The following is a 21,038-nucleotide window of genomic DNA, read 5'->3' on the forward strand; positions in this document are numbered from 1 at the left end:
AGCGAGCTGCCGGCAGATTATTTCATGCGGTAGGTGATGCGGCCCTTGCTCAAATCGTAGGGGGTCATCTCCACCTTGACGCGATCCCCGGTCAGGATGCGGATGTAGTGCTTGCGCATGCGCCCCGAAATATGGGCGGTGATCACGTGGCCGTTATCGAGCTCAACGCGAAACATGGTGTTGGGCAGGGTGTCGAGAACTCTGCCTTCCATTTCGATATGTTCGTCTTTTGCCATGGGTCCTGTACTGTGAGTGTTAAAACCGGATTATTCTGACACCTTCTGCGCCAGACGCAAGCGTAAAGCCTGAAATTCACCACTTGCCGGCTTAATTATCGAAAAATGTCGGGTGGGGCTTGACAGAAAAACCTGTTCGACTACAATTCTCTTCTTTAGCGGGAATAGCTCAGTTGGTAGAGCACAACCTTGCCAAGGTTGGGGTCGCCGGTTCGAGTCCGGTTTCCCGCTCCAGTTTCCCGAAGGCCCGGCTTCCCGGGCCTTTCTTGTCAGAACCGTAGCAGGCAGCTGCAGCACTCCGCTTGCCGGGATACAATCTGACACGCATCCGGCCAGGTGGCAGAGTGGTGATGCAGCGGCCTGCAAAGCCGCGAACCCCGGTTCGATTCCGGGCCTGGCCTCCATTCCTTCCAGATTTTCCAGATTGTGTCGGCCTCAGACCTTGGGCTTCATGGCGTCCTTGCGGCGTCCGGACTGGCCGGCTGTCAGCGCGATATTGGCCGAGCGCATGATCAGCGCGGTCAGGCCGAGCAGCAGCACGATCATGAGGGCCGCCAGCCAGCGCTGATAGGACTCGGCGCGATAGACGCCGCCTGACCCCACGCTTTCCATTTGCTGTGGCGGGTAGGGCAGGCCGAACTGGGTCGCCAGGCTGCGAATGCCGGAAAAGTTGATGACCGGAATGCCCTCCTGCAGGAAGTGGCCCATGACCGTCGGGACACGGAACGCCCCCGAAGGTGCCTGGCGCAGCAGTCCGCTGCCGAAGTAATGATCAATGCTGCCCGGGCCGGTTGTGGCCGTGCCGCCACCGACATTGATCAACGCAGCGATGGGCTGGCCGTCGGCCTCCTGGTTGTAGAGGCGAATACGTTCGACGACAGCGGCCTCATAGCTTTCCGGAACCAGAACTTCGATGCCGGCGCGTTCGGCGGCCTTTCGAATCTCTCTCAGACCTTGTTTGTCGAGCCCGATGCCGCGGTCCTCGATGCCGCCCAGCGTGGCGGCTCGGGCCCGCATGTCGATCAGTTCGGCCTGGCGCAGCTCATGGGCGATATCCATCCAGGCAAAGCCGGGCACGTTGGCACCCCACTGCGATGCCGATCCGGAGACGATAACGATGGGGTTGACACCCAACGATTCCAGGGCGGCGTAGACGGAGAGATTGAGTGCTGGGAACGAGCCTGAGACCGCTACTGCAACGTAATCGCCTGGTTCGACGCCGGCTTCGGCCAGAAGCCGTATTGCAACCGCAGCCCAGTTCGGGTTGATGGTTGCCTGTTTGGCTTCAAGGTGGCCGCTGTTGCTGGTGATCGACGAAGAAGCGGCCCCGATCAGGCCCGATCGCAGCGGGTCGACATCGGGATTGATCGGATTGATGCGCCCGCGGATGGGGCGCAGGGTTTCGATACTCTGCTGCACCAGCCGCGAGGCATTGAGCATCTCGTCGTAGTAGCGGGAGGCCGTTTCACGCGTGAAGGTTTCGACAACGATCAGCGCTGCAATCGCCGCTACTGCAAGCAGCAGCAGGGCGCTGACAGGGATTTCGGACGGTCGCCAGTAGAGTTTCTGTGCGCGCGGTTTCATTCGAACACCTTTTGCAGGACGGTGGTAAGGTCGGCGCGATTGAGCGCCTGCTCGGCCTCATAGCTCATCAGGACATCGGGCATGATCAGCACCAGGATGAGGCGCACGAGCACGGCGGAAACGGTCAGCCCGACCAGGGTCTTGACCAGGCCTTGCCGCTCGAACCAGATGGCGATCAGGCCGGGAATGATGTAGCCGATGACGCCCAGCTCGAAGTAGGTGAAGTGCATCGCGCTGCCGACAGTGCCGGCTGCCGCGCCGGTGTCGGTGGCCGGAAAGCTCAGCACGCCGCCCATGCTCAGGTCGAGCAATGACCCGGAAAGGTAGCCGAACAGAATCATCAGGGCGGTCTTGCGGCGACCATAGACCACCATGAAGCTCGACAGGGTGCGCACGGCGATATAGGTCAGGTAGGCGGCCAGCAGGGTCAGGGCCACGCTCCAGGGTTGCAGCAGCTTGAGTGCCACATAGCCGGGCACCACCAGGCCACCGGCGGCCAGCCCGAAGACTTCCACCAGCAGCAGGGTGACAAGAAGGCCGATGCCGATCGACACCGCCAGCAGGTTGAGCAGGATCATAGCGGTTGGCTCCGTGTTGCCCGGTTATTGAATTGCCTGGCCAGCTCGGCGCCGCCGCCGTGGACGTTGCACATGCCCACGATCAGCGCCGGGCCCTCGGTGTGTTCGAGAACAATCTCGAACAGTTCGTGCTGCTCCAGCCCTTCGGCCACCGTCATCCGGCTGGGTGGAATGCCGGCACGCACTGCTGCCCGGGCGAACAGCAGGGTGCCCGAACCCATCAGCAAATACTGGTCGGCGGCCGTCCAGCGGGCGGCCACTTCGGCAAGCTGCTGTGACCGCTGCGGGCGGTCGAAGCGGCAGTTGACGACCGCCAGTTTGAAGCGATCCTTGCCGTGGTGGTCGATCACTTTTTCCCAGATCATCTCGGTCGAGTCGGGGTCGTTGGCGGCGAAGGCGTTGACGAAAACGATGTCGCGCCCGAAAAAGTCGATGGTCTGCACGCGCGTTGCGCCGACCTCGGGTGCAAGCTGCTGCATGCCTGCCAGGGCGTCTTCGCGGCTCACGCCCAGCGCCCGGCAGACGTTGAGCGCCAGCGCCACGTTTTCGGCATGTTCGGCGTAACGGAATGCTGCCATCTCTTCCTGGGTGATGGCGGCCACATCTTCGCTGGTCGTGGCGTGCAACTCGCTGCCGCGGTCGTCGGCGGCCATGCGGAAGGTGTCAAGATACTCGCGCTCGGCGGTAAACAGCCGGGCGCCGAAAGGCACCGTACCCGCCAGCGCCAGCGCCACATCCGGCGCTCCGGGGCCCATCACGTCAAGGTGGTCGGCACGCGCATTGGTGATCACGCCATGGGTCGAGCGCACCATCTGTCGCTCGCTCAGGGCCTGAAAATTGGGCTGCAGGGCCATGCACTCCATCACCAGAACATCGGGTCGGAACCCTACCACCCGACGCATCACGCGCATCTGCTCGATGATGTTGGGCTGGTTGGGGCGATGGAGAGGATAGTCTTCGCCGTCAGGGCCGGTGACCGCCGCGAACGAGCCGGTGGTCTTGGAGCAGACCCGCTTGCCGCCGCCGCGCAGGCCGGCGGCGATCAGGCGCACCACGCTGGTCTTGCCGCGCGTGCCGTTGACGTGCACGCGCACCGGCAGGCGCTGAAGAACCCAGCGATGAACCAGGACTTCGGCAAGCCCAAGGGCAATCAGCAGCACCAGGATGCAGCTGACGATGGCGATGGCGAAGATGTTGCTGATGGCGACAAGCCTCGTGTTCAAAGTACCGAATGGTAGCGGCAGTCGGTGAAATTTGTAAGGTCGTGGCGCAAGTGCGGCTCTGCTAACATTCACGCGCAGGCCCGGATGGCGAAATGGGTAGACGCAAGGGATTTAAAATCCCTCGGTGGCAACACCGTGCCGGTTCGAGTCCGGCTCCGGGCACCATCTTTCATTCACTGCAGCCTTTTGTGGCGAAAACCCGATGCATTTCACACTTTCATGACGGTTTGTTGATCGGGCGTCGACAGCGGACGCGTAAAAAAGCGGGGGCACCCCCATCCACAGGATCCCCCCATGAAAAAGCCTGAAATGATTGTTGGTCTCGCCGCTGCCCTGGCAGCTGCCACGGTGCTTGCCGATGCTCGCGTCCGCGTGGTTCACGCTGCCCCCTTCAGCGACAGCCTGGAAAGCACGGCCGTAAGCGTGACTGCCAACGGCGACACGCTCCTCGAGAACTTCCGTTTCGGTGACTTCACCGACTACGTCGAACTGCCGACCGGCAGTTACGACCTGGCGGTGCTGCCCGCGGGTTCGGCCGATGCGGCGATGACTGCCTCGGTCGACCTGGCCGACGGCGTCGATTACACCGTGCTGGCCACGGGCAACGGCAGCACGCAGGCGCTGGCGTTGTGGCCCCTGGTCGATGATCCGACGGCGGCTGGCGCCGGCAATCTCAATATCCGCGTCGTGCATGCCGCACCATTCGCGGTCGATCCGGAACAGACCGAGGTCTCCGTCCGGACGGCTGCCGGTGACGTGATCAACGGCCTGATTGGTGTGCCGTACTTTGCAGACAGTGGTTATTTCGCGGTTCCGGCCGGGACATACGACCTGAAGGTCAAGTCCAACGATGCCTCCACCAACTATATCGATCCGCTGCCGGTCGATCTGCCGGCCGGCCTGGACGCGACCCTCGTTGCGGTTGGCGACGGCATCCATCAGCCGCTGGGTATTCTGGCCCTGCCGGTCGGGCCGCTCGAGACCCGCACGCCCGTCGACAACGACGTCAACGGCTGGTGGACCTCGGCAAACGCCGCCGATGAGGGCCTGCTGTTGCTGCCGATTCCGGCGCGCAACCAGCTCGTCGGTTCGGTATATACCTATGCGCCCGACGGTTCCGGCGAGCAGCGCTGGTTCACGCTCGACTCCGGCGGGGCCGGATTCGATGGCCGCAATGCTGTGGGCACGCTGTATACCGCCAGTGGCGCCACCCTGGCCGGTGACGAGAGCGCCAACGTGGAACAGGCCGGCACCTTCGGCATCGAGTTTCTTTCATGCTCCGAGGCCGTGTTCACCGCAATGCTCGACGGCGGCGCTGAAGCAACCTGGACGCTCGGCCGGCTGGTGGATACGACGGGCTGCAATCTCAGCGACGAGACTCGCTGAGATCCCGACCACCCTGGCAAAGCGTTCAACGGCCCCGGTCTCGGCGACCGGGGCTTTTTGAAGTCCGATGCCCTTGCCGACGCTTGTCGCCGTCTGCCGTAGTGTTGTCCGGCTGCCCGTCTGCATCGGTCTCATAGCTGGCCTGATAGACTTCGCTGTGCTTGTAGTTGTTGTAGGCAAACCGGACAAGCACCGTGCCTGCAGCGGCGGCGGGCAGGGCGAGCAGCACGCCCGCGAAACCGAACAGCTGTCCCCCCGCCATGACGGCGAAGATGACTAGCACCGGATGCAGGCCGATGCGATCGCCGACCAGCCTGGGGGTGAGCACGAAGCTTTCGATGAGCTGTCCGACGACGAAAACGATGCCGACCGAAAGCAGGAAGAAGAAGTTGAAGTCCTGAATGACTGCGGTCGTGCCAGCAAGCAATACGCCGACGATCGCGCCCAGATAGGGTACGAAACTGACCAGGCCGGAGATCAAGCCGATGGCGATGGCATTATTGAGGCCGACGATCCACAGGCCGATGGCGTAGATCAGCCCCAGACCGAGCATGACCAGCAGTTGCCCGCGCAAAAAGCCGCCCAGTGCGTCGTCGCAGTCTTCAGTCAGCTCCACCACGGTCGGCTCGAGGTTTCGCGGCAGCATGTCGCGCAGCGTCGTCATCAGCAGCCGCCAGTCGCGCAGCAGGTAGAAGGTCACCAGCGGAATCAGGATCATGGAGCTGATCCAGACCAGAAAGCGGCCGCCGGACTGGGTCATTAGGCTGACCAGGTTGCCGGCCGCGCCGGCGATGTTGGAAAAATATTCCTGGATGAGCTTGCGTGCCCGCTCGACGTCGAATGCCTGCAGATTCAGCTCGATGCCGAGTCGGGCCTCGAGCCAGGGGATCACGTTCTGCTGGAAGGCGTCGAAATATCCGGGCAGCCGACCGACGAAATCAGCCACTTCCCGGATCAGCGCCGGGATGACGATCAACAGCACGACCGCGATCAGCACGAAAGCCAGCGCAAAAACCAGGCTGACCGCGAGATCCCGGCGCATGCGCATGCCCTCGAGCCAGCCAACCACGGGGTTGACGATATAGGCGATGAGAATGCTGATGAAAAATGGCGTCAGCACTGGACCCAGCAGCCACAGCAGCCAGCCGGCGATCACCAGGCTGGCCAGAATCCAGGCGATCTGGTAGCGACTGAGCTGCGGAAAAGGCACGTTCTCGGGTTCGTTCATGAGCGGTTCTGCTCTCACCTAGGACCGGATGAATACTGGCAGGCCGCGGGGGCGCTTGCAACTGGCGAGCAAGCAGCCGGCCGCGCACGACGGGTATAATCCCGTAGCTTCAGCGAGCCGGCCGCAGGCGGGCTCGAACGGCTCATCGTAACCGCGGACGGTTTTCCCAGCATGGCAATTGATATCAACGTCAACTCCGAGATCGGCCCACTCGAGACCGTGGTGGTGCACTCGCCCGGGCAGGAGATAGAGAACATGACGCCGCAGACAGCGGCCGAGGTGCTCTATGACGACATCCTCAACCTCGAGCTGGCGGTGGGTGAGCATCGGCAGCTCAAAGGCGTGCTCGAAAAGGTGGCGCGCACGATCGAACTGCGCGATCTGCTCACCGAGGTGCTTGGCGACGGTCGCGTCTGCGAAGCGCTGGTCCAGGCGTTGTGCGAGCTATTCGACGCGCCCGAGGTGCGCGATGATTTGCTGGCACTTTCAGCCGCTGATCTGGCGCGCCAGCTCATCGAGGGCACGCCCAAAAGGCCCATCAGTCTGGAAAAGCATCTCAGCCAGTCGCGCTACGCCATTCCGCCATTGCCCAACGCCTTCTTTACCCGCGATGCGACGATGTGCGTCAACGACCACATCATCATCGGCTCCATGGCCTATCGTGCCCGCGTGGCTGAAGCACTGCTGCTCAAGGCCGTGTTCCGCCACCACCCCGACATCCGCTCGGGCGGGTTCTATTTTGACGGCACCGACAATCGCAATTCGCAGGTCACCATCGAGGGGGGCGACCTGCTGGTCATCCGTGAGGATCTGGCCGTGATCGGCTACAGCGAGCGCACCTCGGTGGCTGGCATCGACCAGCTGATGCGCTCGATCGCCGCTCAGGGACCGATCAACAACTTCATTGTCGTCGAGATTCCCAAGACCCGCGCCACGATTCATCTCGACATGATCTTCACCATGATCGATCACGACAAATGCGTGGTTTTCCCGCCGCTGATTACCGGGCCGAATCGTTCTCGCGCTTTTCACTGCGCTTTCAACGGCGGGCCGGAAGCCAGGATCACCGAGCATCGCGACGTACTTGCCGCGCTGTCTTCGCTGGGAGTCGAGCTGGTGCCGATCAACTGCGGCGGCGAGCAGGAGTTTCAGCAGGAACGCGAACAGTGGTCGAGCGGCGCCAACTTTTTCGCTTTTGCACCGGGCCAGATCCTGGGCTACCGCCACAACCGCCATACGGTGAACGCGCTCGACCAGGCCGGTTTCAACATTGTTGATGCGCCAGAGCTGATTGCGGGCAGGCGCAGTATCGCTCCCGATGAGCGCGTCGTGGTGACCATCAGCGGCGCCGAGCTTTCACGCGGTGGCGGCGGCTGTCGCTGCATGACCATGCCGATCAGGCGGGAGTCGATCGCTTCCTGATCTGCCCTGAAGCCACTGATATCGCCGCTCGACCCTGACAGTTGCTCGTTTTCGAGCGGGCGATGTGACCCGTTTCCGAACCATGACTATCGGCCCTTGTCGCGGGGCTGAGGGTTCGTTTACCTTCGATGCTTTTCCCTTTACGGAGAACCGGCCTTGAAAAGGATTCTGCTGTTTGTCGTCGCTGGGGCCTGGCTGTTGCCGGCCGCAGCGCAGGAACCGGTGCTGCGCCAGCCCGTGCCCGGAGTGCATGCGATCACCGGCGTGACCCTGGTAACCGCACCCGGCGAGACCATTGCCAACGGGGTCATCGTGGTGCGCGACGGCATCATCGAGGCGGTCGGTGCCGATGTCGCCGTGCCGCCGGATGCGCGTGTTCACGAATACGACCCGGAAGAAAGCGATATGCATGTCTATCCCGGGCTGATCGATGCCTATGTCCCGGTTGCCTTTGACGCCAACGCAAAGGGTGACGATGAGGAAGGCGACGGTGGCTCCGGCGAACGCCTGGAACCCGGCCGCTATCCGCACCCTCTGATCACGCCTGAGCGTCGGCTCAGCTCTGCTCTGTGGCCGCTCGAACGCGTCGAAAGCCTGCGCCGGGCGGGATTCACCACGGCGGTACTGGCGCCGGAAGCGGGCCTGGCGCGTGGCGCCGGTGCGCTGGTGAACCTGGGGCAGGGCGGCCTGGCCGAAAATCTGATCGACCCCGAACGTTCGCAGCACTTTTCCCTGCAGGCACGCAGTTCCGGGCGCGGGTTTCCCAGTTCCCTGATGGGCGCGGTGGCGCTGTTGCGACAGGTGCTTGCCGACGCCCAATGGCAGGTTGCGGCACGCGCGGCCTGGCAGCGCAACCCGGCGCAGGCCAGGCCACCGTTTCTGGAAGGCATTGCAGCGCTCGAGCCGGTGCTGACCGGCAACATGCCGGCGGTTTTCGAGACTGACGGCATGCTCGATTCGCTGCGCGTGGCGTCAGTGGCAGGCGAGTATGATCTGCGGCCCTGGATGGTTGGTCACGGTCGCGAGTATCAGCGCCTTGATTCCCTGGCTGCAACTGGCCTGGGCCAGATCCTGCCGCTCGACTTTCCCGACGCGCCCGATGTTGACAAGCACGAACGCGACACAAGCCTTGCCGAGTTGCGCCACTGGCAGCGGGCGCCGGAAAACCCGGCGCGCGTGATGGCGGCCGGTCTGCCGGTGGTGTTCACGACTCACCCGCACAGCAGCCCGGACGCTGTTTTTGCCAATCTTTCAAAAGCAATCGAGCGTGGTCTTGACTCCGATCGTGCGTTGGCTGCGTTGACCACCGAGCCGGCAAGAATGCTTGGCATTGACGACCGGGCGGGTCGCCTGGCCGCCGGCTACATGGCCAACTTTATCCTTGTGGACGGCGAGTTGCTGGTCGAGTCCCCGGCGCTGCAGGAGGTGTGGGTGGATGGCCGCCGCAATGTACTGCTTGCGCTCGATCCGCCGGAAATCGAGCCGGCCGGAAGCTGGGATATCACGCTGGCGACCGAAGGCATGGGCAATATCGATGCCGCGCTGGAGCTCAAAGGCAAAGCCACCAATCTTTCCGGCAGTTTCGAAATCATGGGCACCAGCATGCCGCTGGCAGAGGCTCGTGTGTCGGGCAGCCGCCTGAATGTTCGCATCGACGGTTCACGCCTGGGCATGTCCGGCTCGCTCACCTTCTTCCTCGATATCGAGGGGGAGCGCGGCAGCGGCAGTGGTTCCAGCCCGCAGGGCAGTTTCGACGTGCGCGCACGGCGCAGTAGCGGCCCGGATGAAGTGGAGGAAGCAGTATGAACATGTTCAATCGAATTCTGCTCGGTGCGTTGCTCGGGCTGGTTGCCACAGCGGCCGGTGCGCACGACATCGAAGCCTGGATGAGCCCGATTCCGGAGCAGCCAAAACATGTGCTGATCCGCAACGCTACGCTGTGGACGGCCGATGAGGCCGGCATTCTGGAAGGCAGTGATCTGTTGATCCGCGACGGCAAGATCCGACGCATCGGTCAGGATCTTGGCGCCCCTCGCGGCGCGCTGGAAATCGACGCCGACGGCCGTCACGTCACGCCCGGCCTGATCGACGCCCATTCACACTCGGCGATCACCGGCGGGGTCAACGAGTCGTCGCTGATCAGCACCGCCATGGTGCATATTGGCGATGTGATCAATGCCGATTCGATCAACATCTACCGCGAGATGGCCGGTGGCCTGACCACAATGCAGCTGATGCACGGGTCGGCCAACGCCATTGGCGGGCAGAACGTGATCGTGAAGCTGCGCTGGGGCGCAGATCCGCAGGACATGATCGTCGACGGCCAGCCGGGGGTGATCAAGTTCGCCCTGGGCGAAAACCCCAAGCAAAGCAACTGGCAGTCGGACACGCCGCGTTATCCCGACAGCCGCCAGGGCGTCAACCAGATCATCGACCAGAAATTCCAGCAGGCTCGCGAATATGCCCGCCGCCACGCCGAGCGCGGCGGGCGCAATGCGGTGCCGCCGCGCCCGGACCTGGAAATGGAGGTCATCAACGCCATTCTCGACGGTGAGATCGACGTGCATTCTCATGGCTACCGTGCCGACGAGTTTCTGGCGCTGATGCAGACCGCCGAACGCCACGGCTTTACCATCCGCGCTCTGCATCACGTGCTCGAAGGTTACAAGGTAGCCGACGAGATCGCCGACTACGGTACCGGCGGCTCGACGTTTTCTGACTGGTACGGCTTCAAGTACGAAGCACGCGACGCCATTCCCTACAATGCCGCCCTGATGCACGATCGTGGCGTGCTCACCAGCATCAATTCCGACAACCCGGAGCTGGCGCGACGCATGAATATCGAAGCGGCCAAGTCGGTGCGCTACGGCGGCCTCGACGAGCACGAGGCGCTCAAGCTGGTCACTGCCAACCCGGCAAAACAGCTGCGACTGGACGACCGCATCGGTCGCCTGGCCGAGGGCCTGGATGCCGATATCGTGATCTGGAACGGTTCGCCCATGTCGGTCACCAGCCGCGTCGATCAGACCTGGATTGATGGCCGCCTGTATTTCGACCGCGAGCGTGACCTGCAGGCCCGAAAGGACTGGGAAAGTGAGCGCCAGAGCCTGATCGCCGCGGTGCGCGCCCAGGATGCGCCCGATGATGCCGAAGCTTCGGAAAACCAGGGCGAATCAGGTACCGCCGAATCAACCGACAGCGACGACCCCGATCCGGGGCTCGCTGTCCTTCGCCAGCTGCTGGGAGGAGCCTGAACATGGCCTACGTTTTCAGTCGTTTTACCCTGGCTGCGCTGACGCTGCTGATCGCCAGCGCGCCGGCTCTTGCCGAAAGTACTGCCTACGTTGGCGCTACGCTGCATCCGGTCTCCGGGCCGCCAATCGAAAATGGCACGCTGCTGGTCAGCGACGGTCGCATCGAAGCGATCGGCGATCAGATCAATTTGCCCGACGATGTCACGGTTGTCGAGCTTGACGGCCAGCACCTCTATCCCGGCCTGGTTCACGCCGGCACGGTGCTGGGTCTGACCGAAATCGGCAGCGTGGCCGGCACGGATGACACCACCGAAATGGGCAAGATCAATGCCGCCATCCGCGCCGAGATTGCCGTCAACCATGACTCCATGCTGTTTGCGCCCAACGTCACGGGCGGCCTGCTGACGGCCAACGTGATGCCCACCGGCGGGCTGATCCGCGGCAGTTCGGCGGCCATCAGCCTGATGGGCTGGAACTGGCAGGACATGACGCTCAATGCACCGTCGGGCATGCACATCGCTTTTCCGCGCGGGGCCGCCGATGACGCCGAGCATGAGGATCTGCAGCTGATCGACGAGGTGCTCGAGCAGGCCCGGGCCTGGAACAAGGCCATGCGCGCGCATCGCCAATCCGGCGCACCGCGACCGGCCCCCAACGACCAGTTTGCTGCGCTGGTGCCGCTGCTCGAGGGCGACATGCGCCTGTTTCTGCACGCCGCAGACGAGCCGACCATGAACGCGGCGCTTGATTGGGCAGAAGGGCAGGGCTTTGAAGACCTGGTGCTGGTTGGTGGCCCCGATCTGCAGCACGTGGCCCAGCGGCTGGCGGCTGGCAACATATCTGCCATCCTGGCGGGCGTGAACGTCATGCCCGAGCGCGCCTGGGAACCCTACGATGAGGCCTACGCGGCCGCTGGTCGACTGGCCGAAGCCGGCGTGCGCTTTGCCATCACCGACGGTGGCGCGGCGTTTGACGCGGGCAATGCCCGGCACATCGTCTTTCAGGCCGGCATGGCGGCGGCATTCGGCCTGGCGGAAGACGCCGCGCTCAAGAGCGTGACTCAGTGGCCGGCCGAGATCATCGGCGTGGGTGACGAGCTGGGCACGCTCGAGCCCGGCAAGCGCGCCACCTTTTACGCCACCGATGGCCCGGCGCTGGAAGCGACCACGCAGGTGCACGCCGCCTGGGTCGACGGTGAATCCTACGATTTCTCGCGTGATCGCCAGCGCCGACTCTACGAACGCTACCGCAATCGGCCGCAGGATCCCGCGGCTTCCGACTAGCCGGGCTGTCCGGCGGCGCCATGGATGACGTGGCGCCGCCGGATGCGGTGTGGGTTTCGACGCTGCAGGATCAAGATCGAAAGTCAAAGTCAAAGGCGGTTTCGCCCGCCTGCTGCGCAGGCTGATGGCGAGTAACTTTTTTCCAGGGCGAAAACAGTAACCAAAAATCGCTCTTCAAAGTCAAGATCCCACGCTTGATTGTTACGGGACTTGCTGGCTGTGCGGGCTGGCCCCTTCGCGGCGCTGCCTTCGCGAGGATTCCGTCGGCGGATTCGGTGGCGTTCGCAATAATGGAACGAAGCCGGCAGGCCGGCGGCCCGCCTTCGATCGGCGGGTCCTGGCACGCGTTGCTTGCATTGGTGCCGATCCGGTACCTCGTCCGTCGCGGATGTAACCGCGACCTGCTGGGCCCTGGGTGTTGCGGGATATGAGCGTGGTCTGCGTAGGTCGGGGCTATGTCCCCGACGGACGACGCGGCGGGTCTGGACATGCGTTGCTTGCGTTGGTGCCGGTCCGACACCTCGTCCGTCGCGGATGTAACCGCGACCTGCTGGGCCCAGGGTGTTGCGGGATATGAGCGCGGTCTGCGTAGGTCGGGGCTACGTCCCCGACGGATAACTAAGGGCCGAATCACGAACAGGCCAAAAGTTAGTAATAATATAATCAGGGGGATAAACGAAGAATCTCACCTTTTGTCTCATCCGTGAGCACATGCACCGCTCCATCCGGCCCGACTCGCACATCCCGCAAACGCTGCCCGAGTTCCAGGCCCAGCGACTGATCGGAGACGACTTCATCACCGTCGACGACGATGCGGCGGATGGTCTGTTCGACCAGGCTGGTGATCAGCAGGTCTCCCTGCCAATCGGCGAAGGGTTCACCACGGTAGATGCTCATGCCGGCCGGCGCGATGGACGGGCTCCAGTCGATACGGGGATCGACCGTGCCGGGGCGGGTGGTGTAGGGCGTGACCCGGGCACCGGAGTAGTCGACGCCGTGGGTGGCAATCGGCCAGCCGTAATTCGCCCCGGCCTTGATCAGATTGAGTTCGTCGCCGCCGCGCGGGCCGTGTTCGTGCGACCAGATGCGGCCGCTATCGGGTTCGACCACCAGGCCCTGGGGGTTGCGGTGGCCCAGCGAGAATATTTCCGGTCGGGCGCTTTCGCGCCGCACGAAGGGATTGTCGGCGGGTACGCTGCCGTCGTCGCCGATGCGAATGATCTTGCCCAGGTGGCTGTCGAGGCGCTGGGCGTGTTCGCGGTAGTCGAAGCCGTCGCCGATACTCACCAGCAGCGTGCCGTCGGGAAGAAACGCCATGCGGCCGCCGTAGTGAACCGGCGTATCTTTCCACGGCCTGGCGGTGAACAGAACCTCGTTGTCGCTCCAGCGTCCGTCGATCAGGCGTCCGCGCACCACGCGCGTGGCGTTGGCCTCGGCGCTGCCGTGCGCCAGGGTCAGATAGATCCAGCCGTTGTCGGCATGGTCCGGGTGCAGGGCCAGGCCCATCAGGCCACCCTGGCTTTCTGCGTAGACTTCGGGCGTGCCTTTTACCGGCGCTTCAACCAGGCGCCCATCGGCATCGATCAGCCGCAACCTGCCTGGTCGTTCGGTCACCAGCGCCCGGCCGTCAGGCAGAAAGACCAAAGCCCAGGGGTGCTCGAGGCCATCGACAAGGGTTTCGATCTCCAGCGCCTTTGCCGGAAGAGCGCCACCGAGCAGGATCAGGGCGCAAAGCAGGAAAGTCCGGATCATGGCGGGCTCCACGGCGGGTATTGCCCGAAAGATAGCAGACTGGCAGCGAGGGACTGATAATCTGTTGCTTCCAAGCAGCGTGGAGCGCGGCCATGAAGATTTTGCGGTGGTTGATGGCCTGGGTGACGGCGGTGCTGGTCACCGCCCTGGGCGGCAGTGTGGTTCAGACCCAGCTCAATATCGCCCGCATCACGGGGCTGGGTGTCGAGGTGGGGGTCGGCGAAAGGCTGGAGACGACGAGGCAGGACCTGCTGGGCTTTGCCCCGCTGTGGGCCATGATCGTTGCTGCCGGTTTGCTGCTGGCTTTGCCAGTAGCAGGCGGCCTGGCGCGCCGCTGGCCGAAGCGGTCAATCCCGCTTCACGCGCTGGCCGGGTTGGCTGCCCCGGCAGTGGCGCTGCTGGTGATGGAGGTGATGCTGCCGGGCACGGTGATTGCTGCGGCGCGCACATGGACGGGCCTGGTGCTGATCAGCCTGCCCGGCGCGCTCGGCGGGTGGCTCTACGTAGTCGTGTTTCAGCGGCAGAATGGCCAGAACTTCCACCAGGCCGCGCAGCGGAATCGGTTTTCGCAGGCCGGCAGCTGACGGGCGTAGCGCTCGGCGCTTGCGGCCACCTGGCGGGCGGTCTGCTTGACTTTCGGCTTGCTGCGCCAGGCGCCGCTCTTGTAGCCGGTTCGCCCCTGATGGTAGGCGATATAGAGGCTATAGGCGTCGTCGCGTGGAATGCCCAGGCGCTGATGGGTGGTGTAGTTGTACCAGCCGATGAAATCGAGCGCGTCGCCCATGTTCGAGCGGCGGGTGAACCAGCCTGAGCGGCCGGTCAGCTCGAGATATTCCTTCCAGGCAGGATTCTGGGCTTGCGCATAACCCGCGGCTGAAGAAGGGCGCCGCCATGGAATGAAACCAAGCAGCCGCGTTCTTTCGGGTCGGGCGCGGGCCCGGAACGAGGATTCGCGCTGCACGATCGCCATCTGGATCGAAATCGGAATGCCCCAGCGCCGCTCACTGGCATGGGCCTTGTCATACCAGCCCGGCTCCTGCTCGAAGATCTCGCAGAGATTGTCCTGGCGCTTGGGTGGCGTGGACGCGCAGCCAGAGAGTATGAGTGCCGAGACGCCAAGCAGCAACAGCCGGGTGAGTGATCGCATGGCGTTGATTCTACCCCGCCCGCTCGGCGGCTTTGTATCATCGCGGTACACTGTTTGCTCATTCAGACGAGATTGACGGATGTTCTGGCAGGCATTGAGTGCAGCACGGGATATCGGCCGCATGCAGGATATTGCATCGGTTCTGGTTCGCTACGGGTTCGGGGATGTCGTTCAGCGCATCGGCATGGCCGGGGCCTTGAAGCGGGCCGGCAAGGTTCTTCACTGGAAAGAAGGCGAAGAGCAGGCCGAGCTCAAGCCGGCCGAGCGTGTCCGCCGGGTGCTCGAAGAGCTGGGCCCGACCTTCGTCAAGCTCGGCCAGATACTGGCCACCCGCGTGGACCTGTTCAGTCCGGAATGGCTCGAGGAATTCGGCAAACTCCAGGATCATGCCCCGGCCGTCGAGTGGGAACAGATCCAGGCCCAGCTGACCGAGGATCTCGGTGCGCCGCCGGAGGAGGTTTTCGCCCGGGTGGAGCAAGAGCCACTGGCTGCGGCTTCTCTGGCACAGGTTCATCGGGCCTGGCTTGACGATGGCACGGCGGTGGTGCTCAAGGTCCGGCGTCCCGGCATCCGCAAGACCATCGAGGCAGATCTGCGCCTGCTGCAGCGTCTGGCCGACGGACTGGAGTCGGAAACCAGCGAACTGCGGCATTATCGTCCGCGCCTGCTGGTGCGCCAGTTTGCGCGCTCGTTGCGCCTGGAACTCGACTTTCAGGCCGAGTGCCGCAACGCCGAGCGCATTGCCGAATCCCTGGAGCCGGATTCGGGCATTGTGGTGCCCGAAACCTGGTGGGAATACAGCAGCGAGCGCCTCAATGTCCAGACCTGCCTGGAAGGGATTCCCGGGCGCGACGTCGAGGCGGTTCGCGCCGCCGGTCTGGATACCCACCTGATTGCCCAGCGCGGGACTCATGCGATTCTACTGATGATTCTCGATCAGGGGTTCTTTCACGCCGACCCGCATCCGGGCAATATCATCTACTTGTCCGACAACCGCATCGGCCTGATTGATTTCGGCATGGTCGGGCGGCTGTCGGAGCAGCGCCGCCACGAAGTTGCCGAACTGCTCTACGGCCTGGTCTCGCGCGATGCCGAAACGGCCGCAAGCATTCTCGTGGAGTGGAGCGAGGATGGTGATGTCGACGACACCGAGCTCTACGAGGACGTCGAGGAGTTCATCGACCACTATCACGGTGTGCCGCTCGAGCAGCTTGATCTCACCGCGATGATCGGGGATATCACTGGCGTACTGCGCGAGCACGATCTGGTGCTGCCGCCGGATCTGGTGCTGATGCTCAAGGCCTTCATCACTCTGGAAGGCATGGGTCGGCGACTCGACCCGGAATTCGACATGGCCGGCGAGGCCGCGCCGATCATCGAGGAAGTGCTGCGTCGCCACTATGCGCCGATCAACCTGGCGCGGCGCATGCGCCGAAGCATGTTCCAGACGCTCCGGCTGCTGGGCGACCTGCCGGCCGATCTCAGCCGCCTGTTGCGCAATGCCAGCCGGGGCCGGATTCAGGTACATGTCGATATTCGCGCGCTCAAGGAGGTGAGCAACCAGCTTGACCAGGCGGCCAGCCGGCTGACGCTCGGCATTGTTACTGCCGCGCTCATCATCGGCTCGGCCATCGTGATGAACGTGCAGGGCGCGAGTGACTCGACCAGCCTGACGATCTTCGGAACCCTCGGCTTTATCGGTGCCGCCATCGGCGGCGTGTGGCTGCTGTTTTCGATCTGGCGCTCCGGAAAGGAGTAGCAATTGACGCTCCGACGCAGGTTCGCTAACGTGCAGGCTGGATCTGCCAAAGGGCCGGGGGCCGAGCATGAATCTTGAAAAAATCGTATTTGCGTTCTTCATTCTGCTGGCGCTGACGATCAACTTCGGGTTCTTCATCGGCGAGATGGACAACCCGGCCCACCACAACGCCTATGAGCTGTTTGCGGCCATCATCGTCAGTTTGATCGCGACGGTGATGAAACTCGGCGAGCGCACGCATATCGGCGCGGTGCTGCTGGCTTCCAGCCTGGTGGCCGATCTGCAGCTGCTGGCCGCAGCCGCCGTCTGGGCGGTGGGCGTGCACATCAACGATGCGGGTCTGACGCCGGCCATCATGGCGTCGGTGGTTTCGCTCTCGGGCGGTGCGCTGCTGGCCAACCTGGTGTCGGTGGCGGTAGTGCTGATCGAGACCAGCCGCTTCCGGATCTAGCCGACGTGCGCCACGCGTTGTGAACACACCGCTGTCTCTGCTTTTCCAGCGCATGCGCCTGCCCTTGGTGGCGCTGGTGGCAGTCTACGGTATTGCCATCCTTGGCTACACCCTGGTGCCCGGCCAGGACGCCAGCGGTGAGCCCTGGCGGATGAGTTTTCTGCACGCCTTCTATGTGGTCAGCTACACCGGCAGCACCATCGGCTTTGGCGAACTGCCCATGGCCTTCAGCGAAGCCCAGCGGATGTGGACGGTGGTGTGCATCTACATGACCGTCTTTGCCTGGCTGTTCGCCATTGGCAGCCTGGTCGGGCTGGTGCGCGATGACGCGTTTCACGAGGCCCTGCTGCGCCGTCGGCTCGAACGCATGATTCGCGCCATTGGCTCGCCTTTTTACCTGGTATGCGGCTACGGTGGTGCTGGCGGCATGCTGGTCGACAACCTGGTCAGAAGCGGGCGTCGCGTGGTGGTGGTGGATCGCTCCCAGGAGGCGATCCGCGAGCTGCAGCTGCGTGATTACGAGACCCTCGTGCCGGGCTTTCATCTGGACGCCTCGGTGCCCGCCAACCTGCTCAAGGCCGGGCTGCAGAGCCGCTGGTGCGCCGGCCTGCTGGCGCTGACCGACAGCGACGAGACCAATCTGAAGATTGCGCTGGCCGGTCGCCTGCTCAATCAGAAGGTCCAGGTGGTTGCCCGCGCCGACTCCAGCCGAACGGCGCGCAACCTGGCCTCCTTCGACACCGGTTTCGTCATCCGGCCGGCCGAGGAGTTTTCGCGCCGGGCCACTCTGGCCATCACCCGTCCGCAAACCAGTCAGCTCTACGCGCGTCTTTCCGAGGCCGGGCAGCGCCAGCGGTGGGATCACGACCCCGACCGGCTCGACGGCACCTGGCTGGTTTGTGGGCAGGATGACTTTGGACGTCTGCTTGCAGATGAACTGCACCGCTGTGGGGTGCAAACGCGTATCGTCGCCGAGGAAAGCGATGAGCGCGACGGGCCTTCAGGCAGTGTTCTCGGCCCCAGCTCCGAGGCGCCGGTGCTCGAGCGCGCTGGCGTGGCACAGGCAACCGGTCTTGTCGCCGCGCACGCCAGCGACGCGGAAAACCTCTCGACCATCATGACTGCGCTGATGATCAACCCCGACCTGCTCGTCATCGCGCGTGAAAATCACCTGCACAACCGTCAGCTCTTTGCCGAAGCCGGCAGTCATCTGGTCTGCTCGGTCAGCGGCATTGTGGCATCAGCCGTGCGACCGGTGCTGGAGGCGACAATAGTGCCGGCGTTTGTTGATCGAGTGCTCGAGCATGACGAGCGCTGGAACGAGCACTGTCTCGCGCAGATTCGCGCGCGCCTCGGCGACGAGCGCCTGCAGTTCTGGTCCAGCCGCGTCAGCGAAAAGCGAACGCCGCCGCTGGCCGAAGTCATCGATGCCGGCCACACGTTCACGGTCGGCATGTTGACGCTCGACCCCCGCAACCGCCGCAAGAAGATGGCTGCCCTGGTTCTGATGATCCTGCGTGAAGATCGAACGATTCTGCTGCCCGACGAGGATGAACCGCTGGCGATGGGCGACCGCATCCTTTTCTGCGGCACACCGCGCTCGGCCGAGCTGATCTGGGCCGTGGCTGTCGACCCTGACGCTGTACACTATCTGCGCACCGGCCAGCCGCGTCTGGCCAGGCACCCGTGGTGGCGTCGGGCCGCTGCACGGTCGCCTGAACCGAGCTCCCATACCTGAAGTGCAAAGAATGGACAGCAGCGAATTTCGTCGTCACGCTCACGAACTGGTCGACTGGATGGCCGACTACCTGGAAACCATCGAGCAACAGCCGGTCAGGGCGCGGGTCTCGCCGGGAGATATTGCCGCCGAACTGCCGACCTCCGGGCCGGAGCAGGGCGAGGGCATGGACGCGATTCTGGCCGATTTTCGCGCGACCATCCTGCCGGGGATGACGCACTGGCAACACCCGATGTTCATGGGCTATTTTCCGGCCAACAGTTCGCACCCTTCCGTACTGGCCGAGATGCTGACCGCCACCCTGGGGGCGCAATGCATGAGCTGGGAGACCTCACCGGCGGCCGCGGAGCTGGAAGGGCGGGTGATGGAGTGGCTGCGCGACTGGCTGGGCCTGCCGGGCGAGTTCGAGGGCGTCATCCAGGACACGGCCTCGACCGCGACGCTGTGTGCGCTCTTGAGCGCGCGCGAACGCGCCACCGGGTTTCAGATCAACCGTCAGGGTTTTTCCGGACAGCGCTTTGCCGTTTACAGCTCGGCCGAGGCGCATTCCTCTATCGAGAAGGATGTCCGCATCGCCGGCTTCGGCTCGGCGGCGCTGCGCAAGATTCCCGTCGACGATGAGCTCGCCATGCAGCCTCAGGCGCTTGCCGAACGCATTGCCGCCGATCGCGCCGAAGGCATCACGCCGCTGTGCGTGGTCGCCGCGCTCGGCACGACCAGCTCGACGGCGATCGATCCGATCGACGCCATCGGCAAGATCTGCAGCGAGCAGGGCCTGTGGCTGCACGTGGATGCGGCCTATGCGGGCACGGCGCTGCTGCTGCCGGAGTTTCGCTGGATGCTCGGCTCGGCCGAGCACGTCGATTCTTTCGTGGTCAATCCGCACAAGTGGATGGCGACCAACTTCGACTGCACCGCCTACTACGTGCGCGACGCCGAATCATTGGTCCGCACCTTCGAAATCCAGCCCGAATATCTCAGGACCCGGGCCGATACCCAGGTGCGCAACTATCGCGACTGGGGCATCCAGCTCGGGCGGCGCATGCGCGCGCTCAAGCTGTGGTTCGTGATGCGCAGCTTCGGCCGCAGCGGCCTGCAGGCCATGCTGCGCCGTCATATCGAGTACGGCCAGTGGCTGGCGGAGATGATCGATGCCGATCCGGCCTTCGAGCGGCTGGCGCCAGCGCCGCTCAACTGCGTGTGCTTTCGCTGGCTGCCGGCAGGTATGGACGACGAGCAGGCCATCGAAGAGGCCAACCAGCGCTTGCTGGCCCGGATCCAGGACAGCGGCAAGCTCTATCTGACCCACACCCGGCTTGGCAGCCGTTATGCACTCAGAATCGTGCCCGGCCAGACGCGCGTGGAGCGCCGCCATGTCGAGGCCGCCTGGGCGCTGGTGCGGCAAGCTGCCGACGGGTTGCCAGCTCGCTGAGTCAGCGCATGGTTTTCAGTGCCCTGGCCCAGCGCGCCATGGCCTCGAGCATGGTCTGCGCGCTTTTTTCGTGCAAATCTGCTGGCACGAAGGTGCCATCCTCGAGGTGGCTGGCAACCATGGGGATCATCACCTGTTGCTTGATGGGCACCATTTCCACGGTGGTCAGAAGGTGTTTGGCCGTTTCGGTCGAACGAATACCGCCCGAGACGCCGCCATAGCTCACGAAGCCGGCCGGCTTGTAATTCCATTCCTTGTACAGGTAATCGACCGCGTTGATGAACGACGGCGGCGCGGTGTAGTTGTATTCCGGCAGCACGAAGATGAAGGCATCCGAGCTATCCACGATCTTCGACCAGCGCCGTGTGTGCTCGTGCTCGTATCGCTGCATGACAGGGTGATTGGGCTCATCCAGCAGCGGCAGGTTGAGCTCCTGCAAATCAACGAATCCGATCTCGAACCCGGCGGGGTTGGCCCGGGCATGGTCGTGGAACCAGTCGGCAACGGTCTTGCCGACCCGGCCCGGGCGCGTGCTGGTGAGAACAATGGTCAGTTTCATCATCTG

The 21,038-nt window shown here is 63.8% G+C and carries 18 protein-coding genes and 3 tRNA genes; 13 read left to right on the plus strand and 8 right to left on the minus strand.

Annotation, left to right across the window (positions count from 1 at the left end; translation table 11 throughout):
* Nucleotides 1–17 precede the first annotated feature (17 nt).
* Nucleotides 18–236, minus strand: coding sequence for a translation initiation factor IF-1 (infA, locus tag ACEWQZ_RS10500; protein ID WP_476483035.1), 219 nt, complete (start codon nucleotides 234–236; stop codon nucleotides 18–20).
* A 158-nt stretch (nucleotides 237–394) separates the two neighbouring features.
* Between infA and ACEWQZ_RS10505 the strand changes: the two genes are divergently transcribed.
* A tRNA-Gly gene (locus tag ACEWQZ_RS10505) sits at nucleotides 395–470 on the plus strand.
* A 96-nt stretch (nucleotides 471–566) separates the two neighbouring features.
* A tRNA-Cys gene (locus ACEWQZ_RS10510) sits at nucleotides 567–640 on the plus strand.
* A gap of 31 nt (nucleotides 641–671) precedes the next feature.
* Here the strand turns inward: ACEWQZ_RS10510 and pgsW are convergent.
* Genes pgsW through pgsB form a run of 3 tightly spaced genes read right to left on the minus strand, consistent with a single transcriptional unit; the run spans nucleotide 672 to nucleotide 3,621 of the window.
* Nucleotides 672–1,820, minus strand: coding sequence for a poly-gamma-glutamate system protein (gene pgsW, locus ACEWQZ_RS10515; protein WP_476483036.1), 1,149 nt, complete (start codon nucleotides 1,818–1,820; stop codon nucleotides 672–674).
* On the minus strand, nucleotides 1,817–2,398 hold the full coding sequence (pgsC, locus tag ACEWQZ_RS10520; protein ID WP_476483037.1) for a poly-gamma-glutamate biosynthesis protein PgsC: 582 nt from the start codon (nucleotides 2,396–2,398) through the stop codon (nucleotides 1,817–1,819). Before pgsC ends, pgsW begins: the two co-directional genes overlap by 4 nt.
* On the minus strand, nucleotides 2,395–3,621 hold the full coding sequence (pgsB, locus tag ACEWQZ_RS10525; protein WP_476483038.1) for a poly-gamma-glutamate synthase PgsB: 1,227 nt from the start codon (nucleotides 3,619–3,621) through the stop codon (nucleotides 2,395–2,397). Before pgsB ends, pgsC begins: the two co-directional genes overlap by 4 nt.
* 78 nt (nucleotides 3,622–3,699) lie before the next feature.
* Here pgsB and ACEWQZ_RS10530 point away from each other — a divergent pair.
* Nucleotides 3,700–3,786 (plus strand) — tRNA-Leu (locus tag ACEWQZ_RS10530).
* Between the two features lie 129 nt (nucleotides 3,787–3,915).
* A complete protein-coding gene (locus tag ACEWQZ_RS10535) occupies nucleotides 3,916–5,007 on the plus strand; it encodes a DUF4397 domain-containing protein (protein ID WP_476483039.1) in 1,092 nt (363 codons plus the stop codon).
* A gap of 25 nt (nucleotides 5,008–5,032) precedes the next feature.
* Here ACEWQZ_RS10535 and ACEWQZ_RS10540 read toward each other — a convergent pair whose 3' ends face one another.
* Nucleotides 5,033–6,235, minus strand: coding sequence for an AI-2E family transporter (locus tag ACEWQZ_RS10540; RefSeq protein WP_476483040.1), 1,203 nt, complete (start codon nucleotides 6,233–6,235; stop codon nucleotides 5,033–5,035).
* Nucleotides 6,236–6,406: 171 nt separating this feature from the next.
* Between ACEWQZ_RS10540 and ACEWQZ_RS10545 the strand changes: the two genes are divergently transcribed.
* The 4 genes from ACEWQZ_RS10545 to ACEWQZ_RS10560 all read left to right on the plus strand — a co-directional run bounded on the left by ACEWQZ_RS10545 (nucleotide 6,407) and on the right by ACEWQZ_RS10560 (nucleotide 12,194).
* Nucleotides 6,407–7,657, plus strand: a complete 1,251-nt coding sequence (locus ACEWQZ_RS10545) for an arginine deiminase (protein ID WP_476483041.1) — start codon at nucleotides 6,407–6,409, stop codon at nucleotides 7,655–7,657.
* 156 nt (nucleotides 7,658–7,813) lie between these two features.
* Nucleotides 7,814–9,463 carry an amidohydrolase family protein gene (locus ACEWQZ_RS10550; protein WP_476483042.1) on the plus strand — a complete coding sequence of 550 codons (1,650 nt, stop codon included), beginning with the start codon at nucleotides 7,814–7,816 and terminating at the stop codon, nucleotides 9,461–9,463.
* Between the two features lie 2 nt (nucleotides 9,464–9,465).
* Complete coding sequence (locus tag ACEWQZ_RS10555; protein ID WP_476483043.1) at nucleotides 9,466–10,911, plus strand: amidohydrolase family protein; 1,446 nt, start codon at nucleotides 9,466–9,468, stop codon at nucleotides 10,909–10,911.
* Nucleotides 10,912–10,913: 2 nt separating this feature from the next.
* Nucleotides 10,914–12,194 (plus strand): amidohydrolase family protein, encoded by a 1,281-nt coding sequence (locus ACEWQZ_RS10560; protein ID WP_476483044.1) that lies wholly within the window; start codon nucleotides 10,914–10,916, stop codon nucleotides 12,192–12,194.
* 663 nt (nucleotides 12,195–12,857) lie between these two features.
* Here ACEWQZ_RS10560 and ACEWQZ_RS10565 read toward each other — a convergent pair.
* Nucleotides 12,858–13,946, minus strand: coding sequence for a PQQ-dependent sugar dehydrogenase (locus ACEWQZ_RS10565; RefSeq protein WP_476483045.1), 1,089 nt, complete (start codon nucleotides 13,944–13,946; stop codon nucleotides 12,858–12,860).
* A 92-nt stretch (nucleotides 13,947–14,038) separates the two neighbouring features.
* On the opposite strand from ACEWQZ_RS10565, the gene ACEWQZ_RS10570 reads away from it, so the two are divergent.
* Nucleotides 14,039–14,530, plus strand: a complete 492-nt coding sequence (locus tag ACEWQZ_RS10570; protein WP_476483046.1) for a hypothetical protein — start codon at nucleotides 14,039–14,041, stop codon at nucleotides 14,528–14,530.
* Here ACEWQZ_RS10570 and ACEWQZ_RS10575 read toward each other — a convergent pair.
* The gene (locus ACEWQZ_RS10575; protein ID WP_476483047.1) at nucleotides 14,461–15,093 is read right to left on the minus strand and encodes a transglycosylase SLT domain-containing protein; all 633 of its coding nucleotides are present in this window, start codon (nucleotides 15,091–15,093) and stop codon (nucleotides 14,461–14,463) included. The genes ACEWQZ_RS10570 and ACEWQZ_RS10575 overlap by 70 nt on opposite strands.
* A 121-nt stretch (nucleotides 15,094–15,214) precedes the next feature.
* Here ACEWQZ_RS10575 and ACEWQZ_RS10580 point away from each other — a divergent pair, with 121 nt between their 5' ends.
* From ACEWQZ_RS10580 to ACEWQZ_RS10595, 4 genes are all read left to right on the plus strand, one after another.
* The gene (locus ACEWQZ_RS10580) at nucleotides 15,215–16,852 is read left to right on the plus strand and encodes an ABC1 kinase family protein (protein ID WP_476483048.1); all 1,638 of its coding nucleotides are present in this window, start codon (nucleotides 15,215–15,217) and stop codon (nucleotides 16,850–16,852) included.
* 67 nt (nucleotides 16,853–16,919) lie between these two features.
* Nucleotides 16,920–17,303 (plus strand): DUF6394 family protein, encoded by a 384-nt coding sequence (locus ACEWQZ_RS10585; protein WP_476483049.1) that lies wholly within the window; start codon nucleotides 16,920–16,922, stop codon nucleotides 17,301–17,303.
* A 52-nt stretch (nucleotides 17,304–17,355) separates the two neighbouring features.
* A complete protein-coding gene (locus ACEWQZ_RS10590; protein ID WP_476483050.1) occupies nucleotides 17,356–19,041 on the plus strand; it encodes an NAD-binding protein in 1,686 nt (561 codons plus the stop codon).
* Nucleotides 19,042–19,051: 10 nt separating this feature from the next.
* Nucleotides 19,052–20,473 carry a pyridoxal phosphate-dependent decarboxylase family protein gene (locus tag ACEWQZ_RS10595; RefSeq protein WP_476483051.1) on the plus strand — a complete coding sequence of 474 codons (1,422 nt, stop codon included), beginning with the start codon at nucleotides 19,052–19,054 and terminating at the stop codon, nucleotides 20,471–20,473.
* A gap of 1 nt (nucleotide 20,474) precedes the next feature.
* On the opposite strand, the gene ACEWQZ_RS10600 is transcribed toward ACEWQZ_RS10595, so the two are convergent.
* Nucleotides 20,475–21,035: an NADPH-dependent FMN reductase gene (locus ACEWQZ_RS10600; RefSeq protein ID WP_476483052.1), complete on the minus strand. Its 561-nt coding sequence runs from the start codon at nucleotides 21,033–21,035 to the stop codon at nucleotides 20,475–20,477.
* Nucleotides 21,036–21,038: the final 3 nt, after the last annotated feature.

It is taken from the genome of Wenzhouxiangella sp. YN1 (assembly GCF_056324145.1).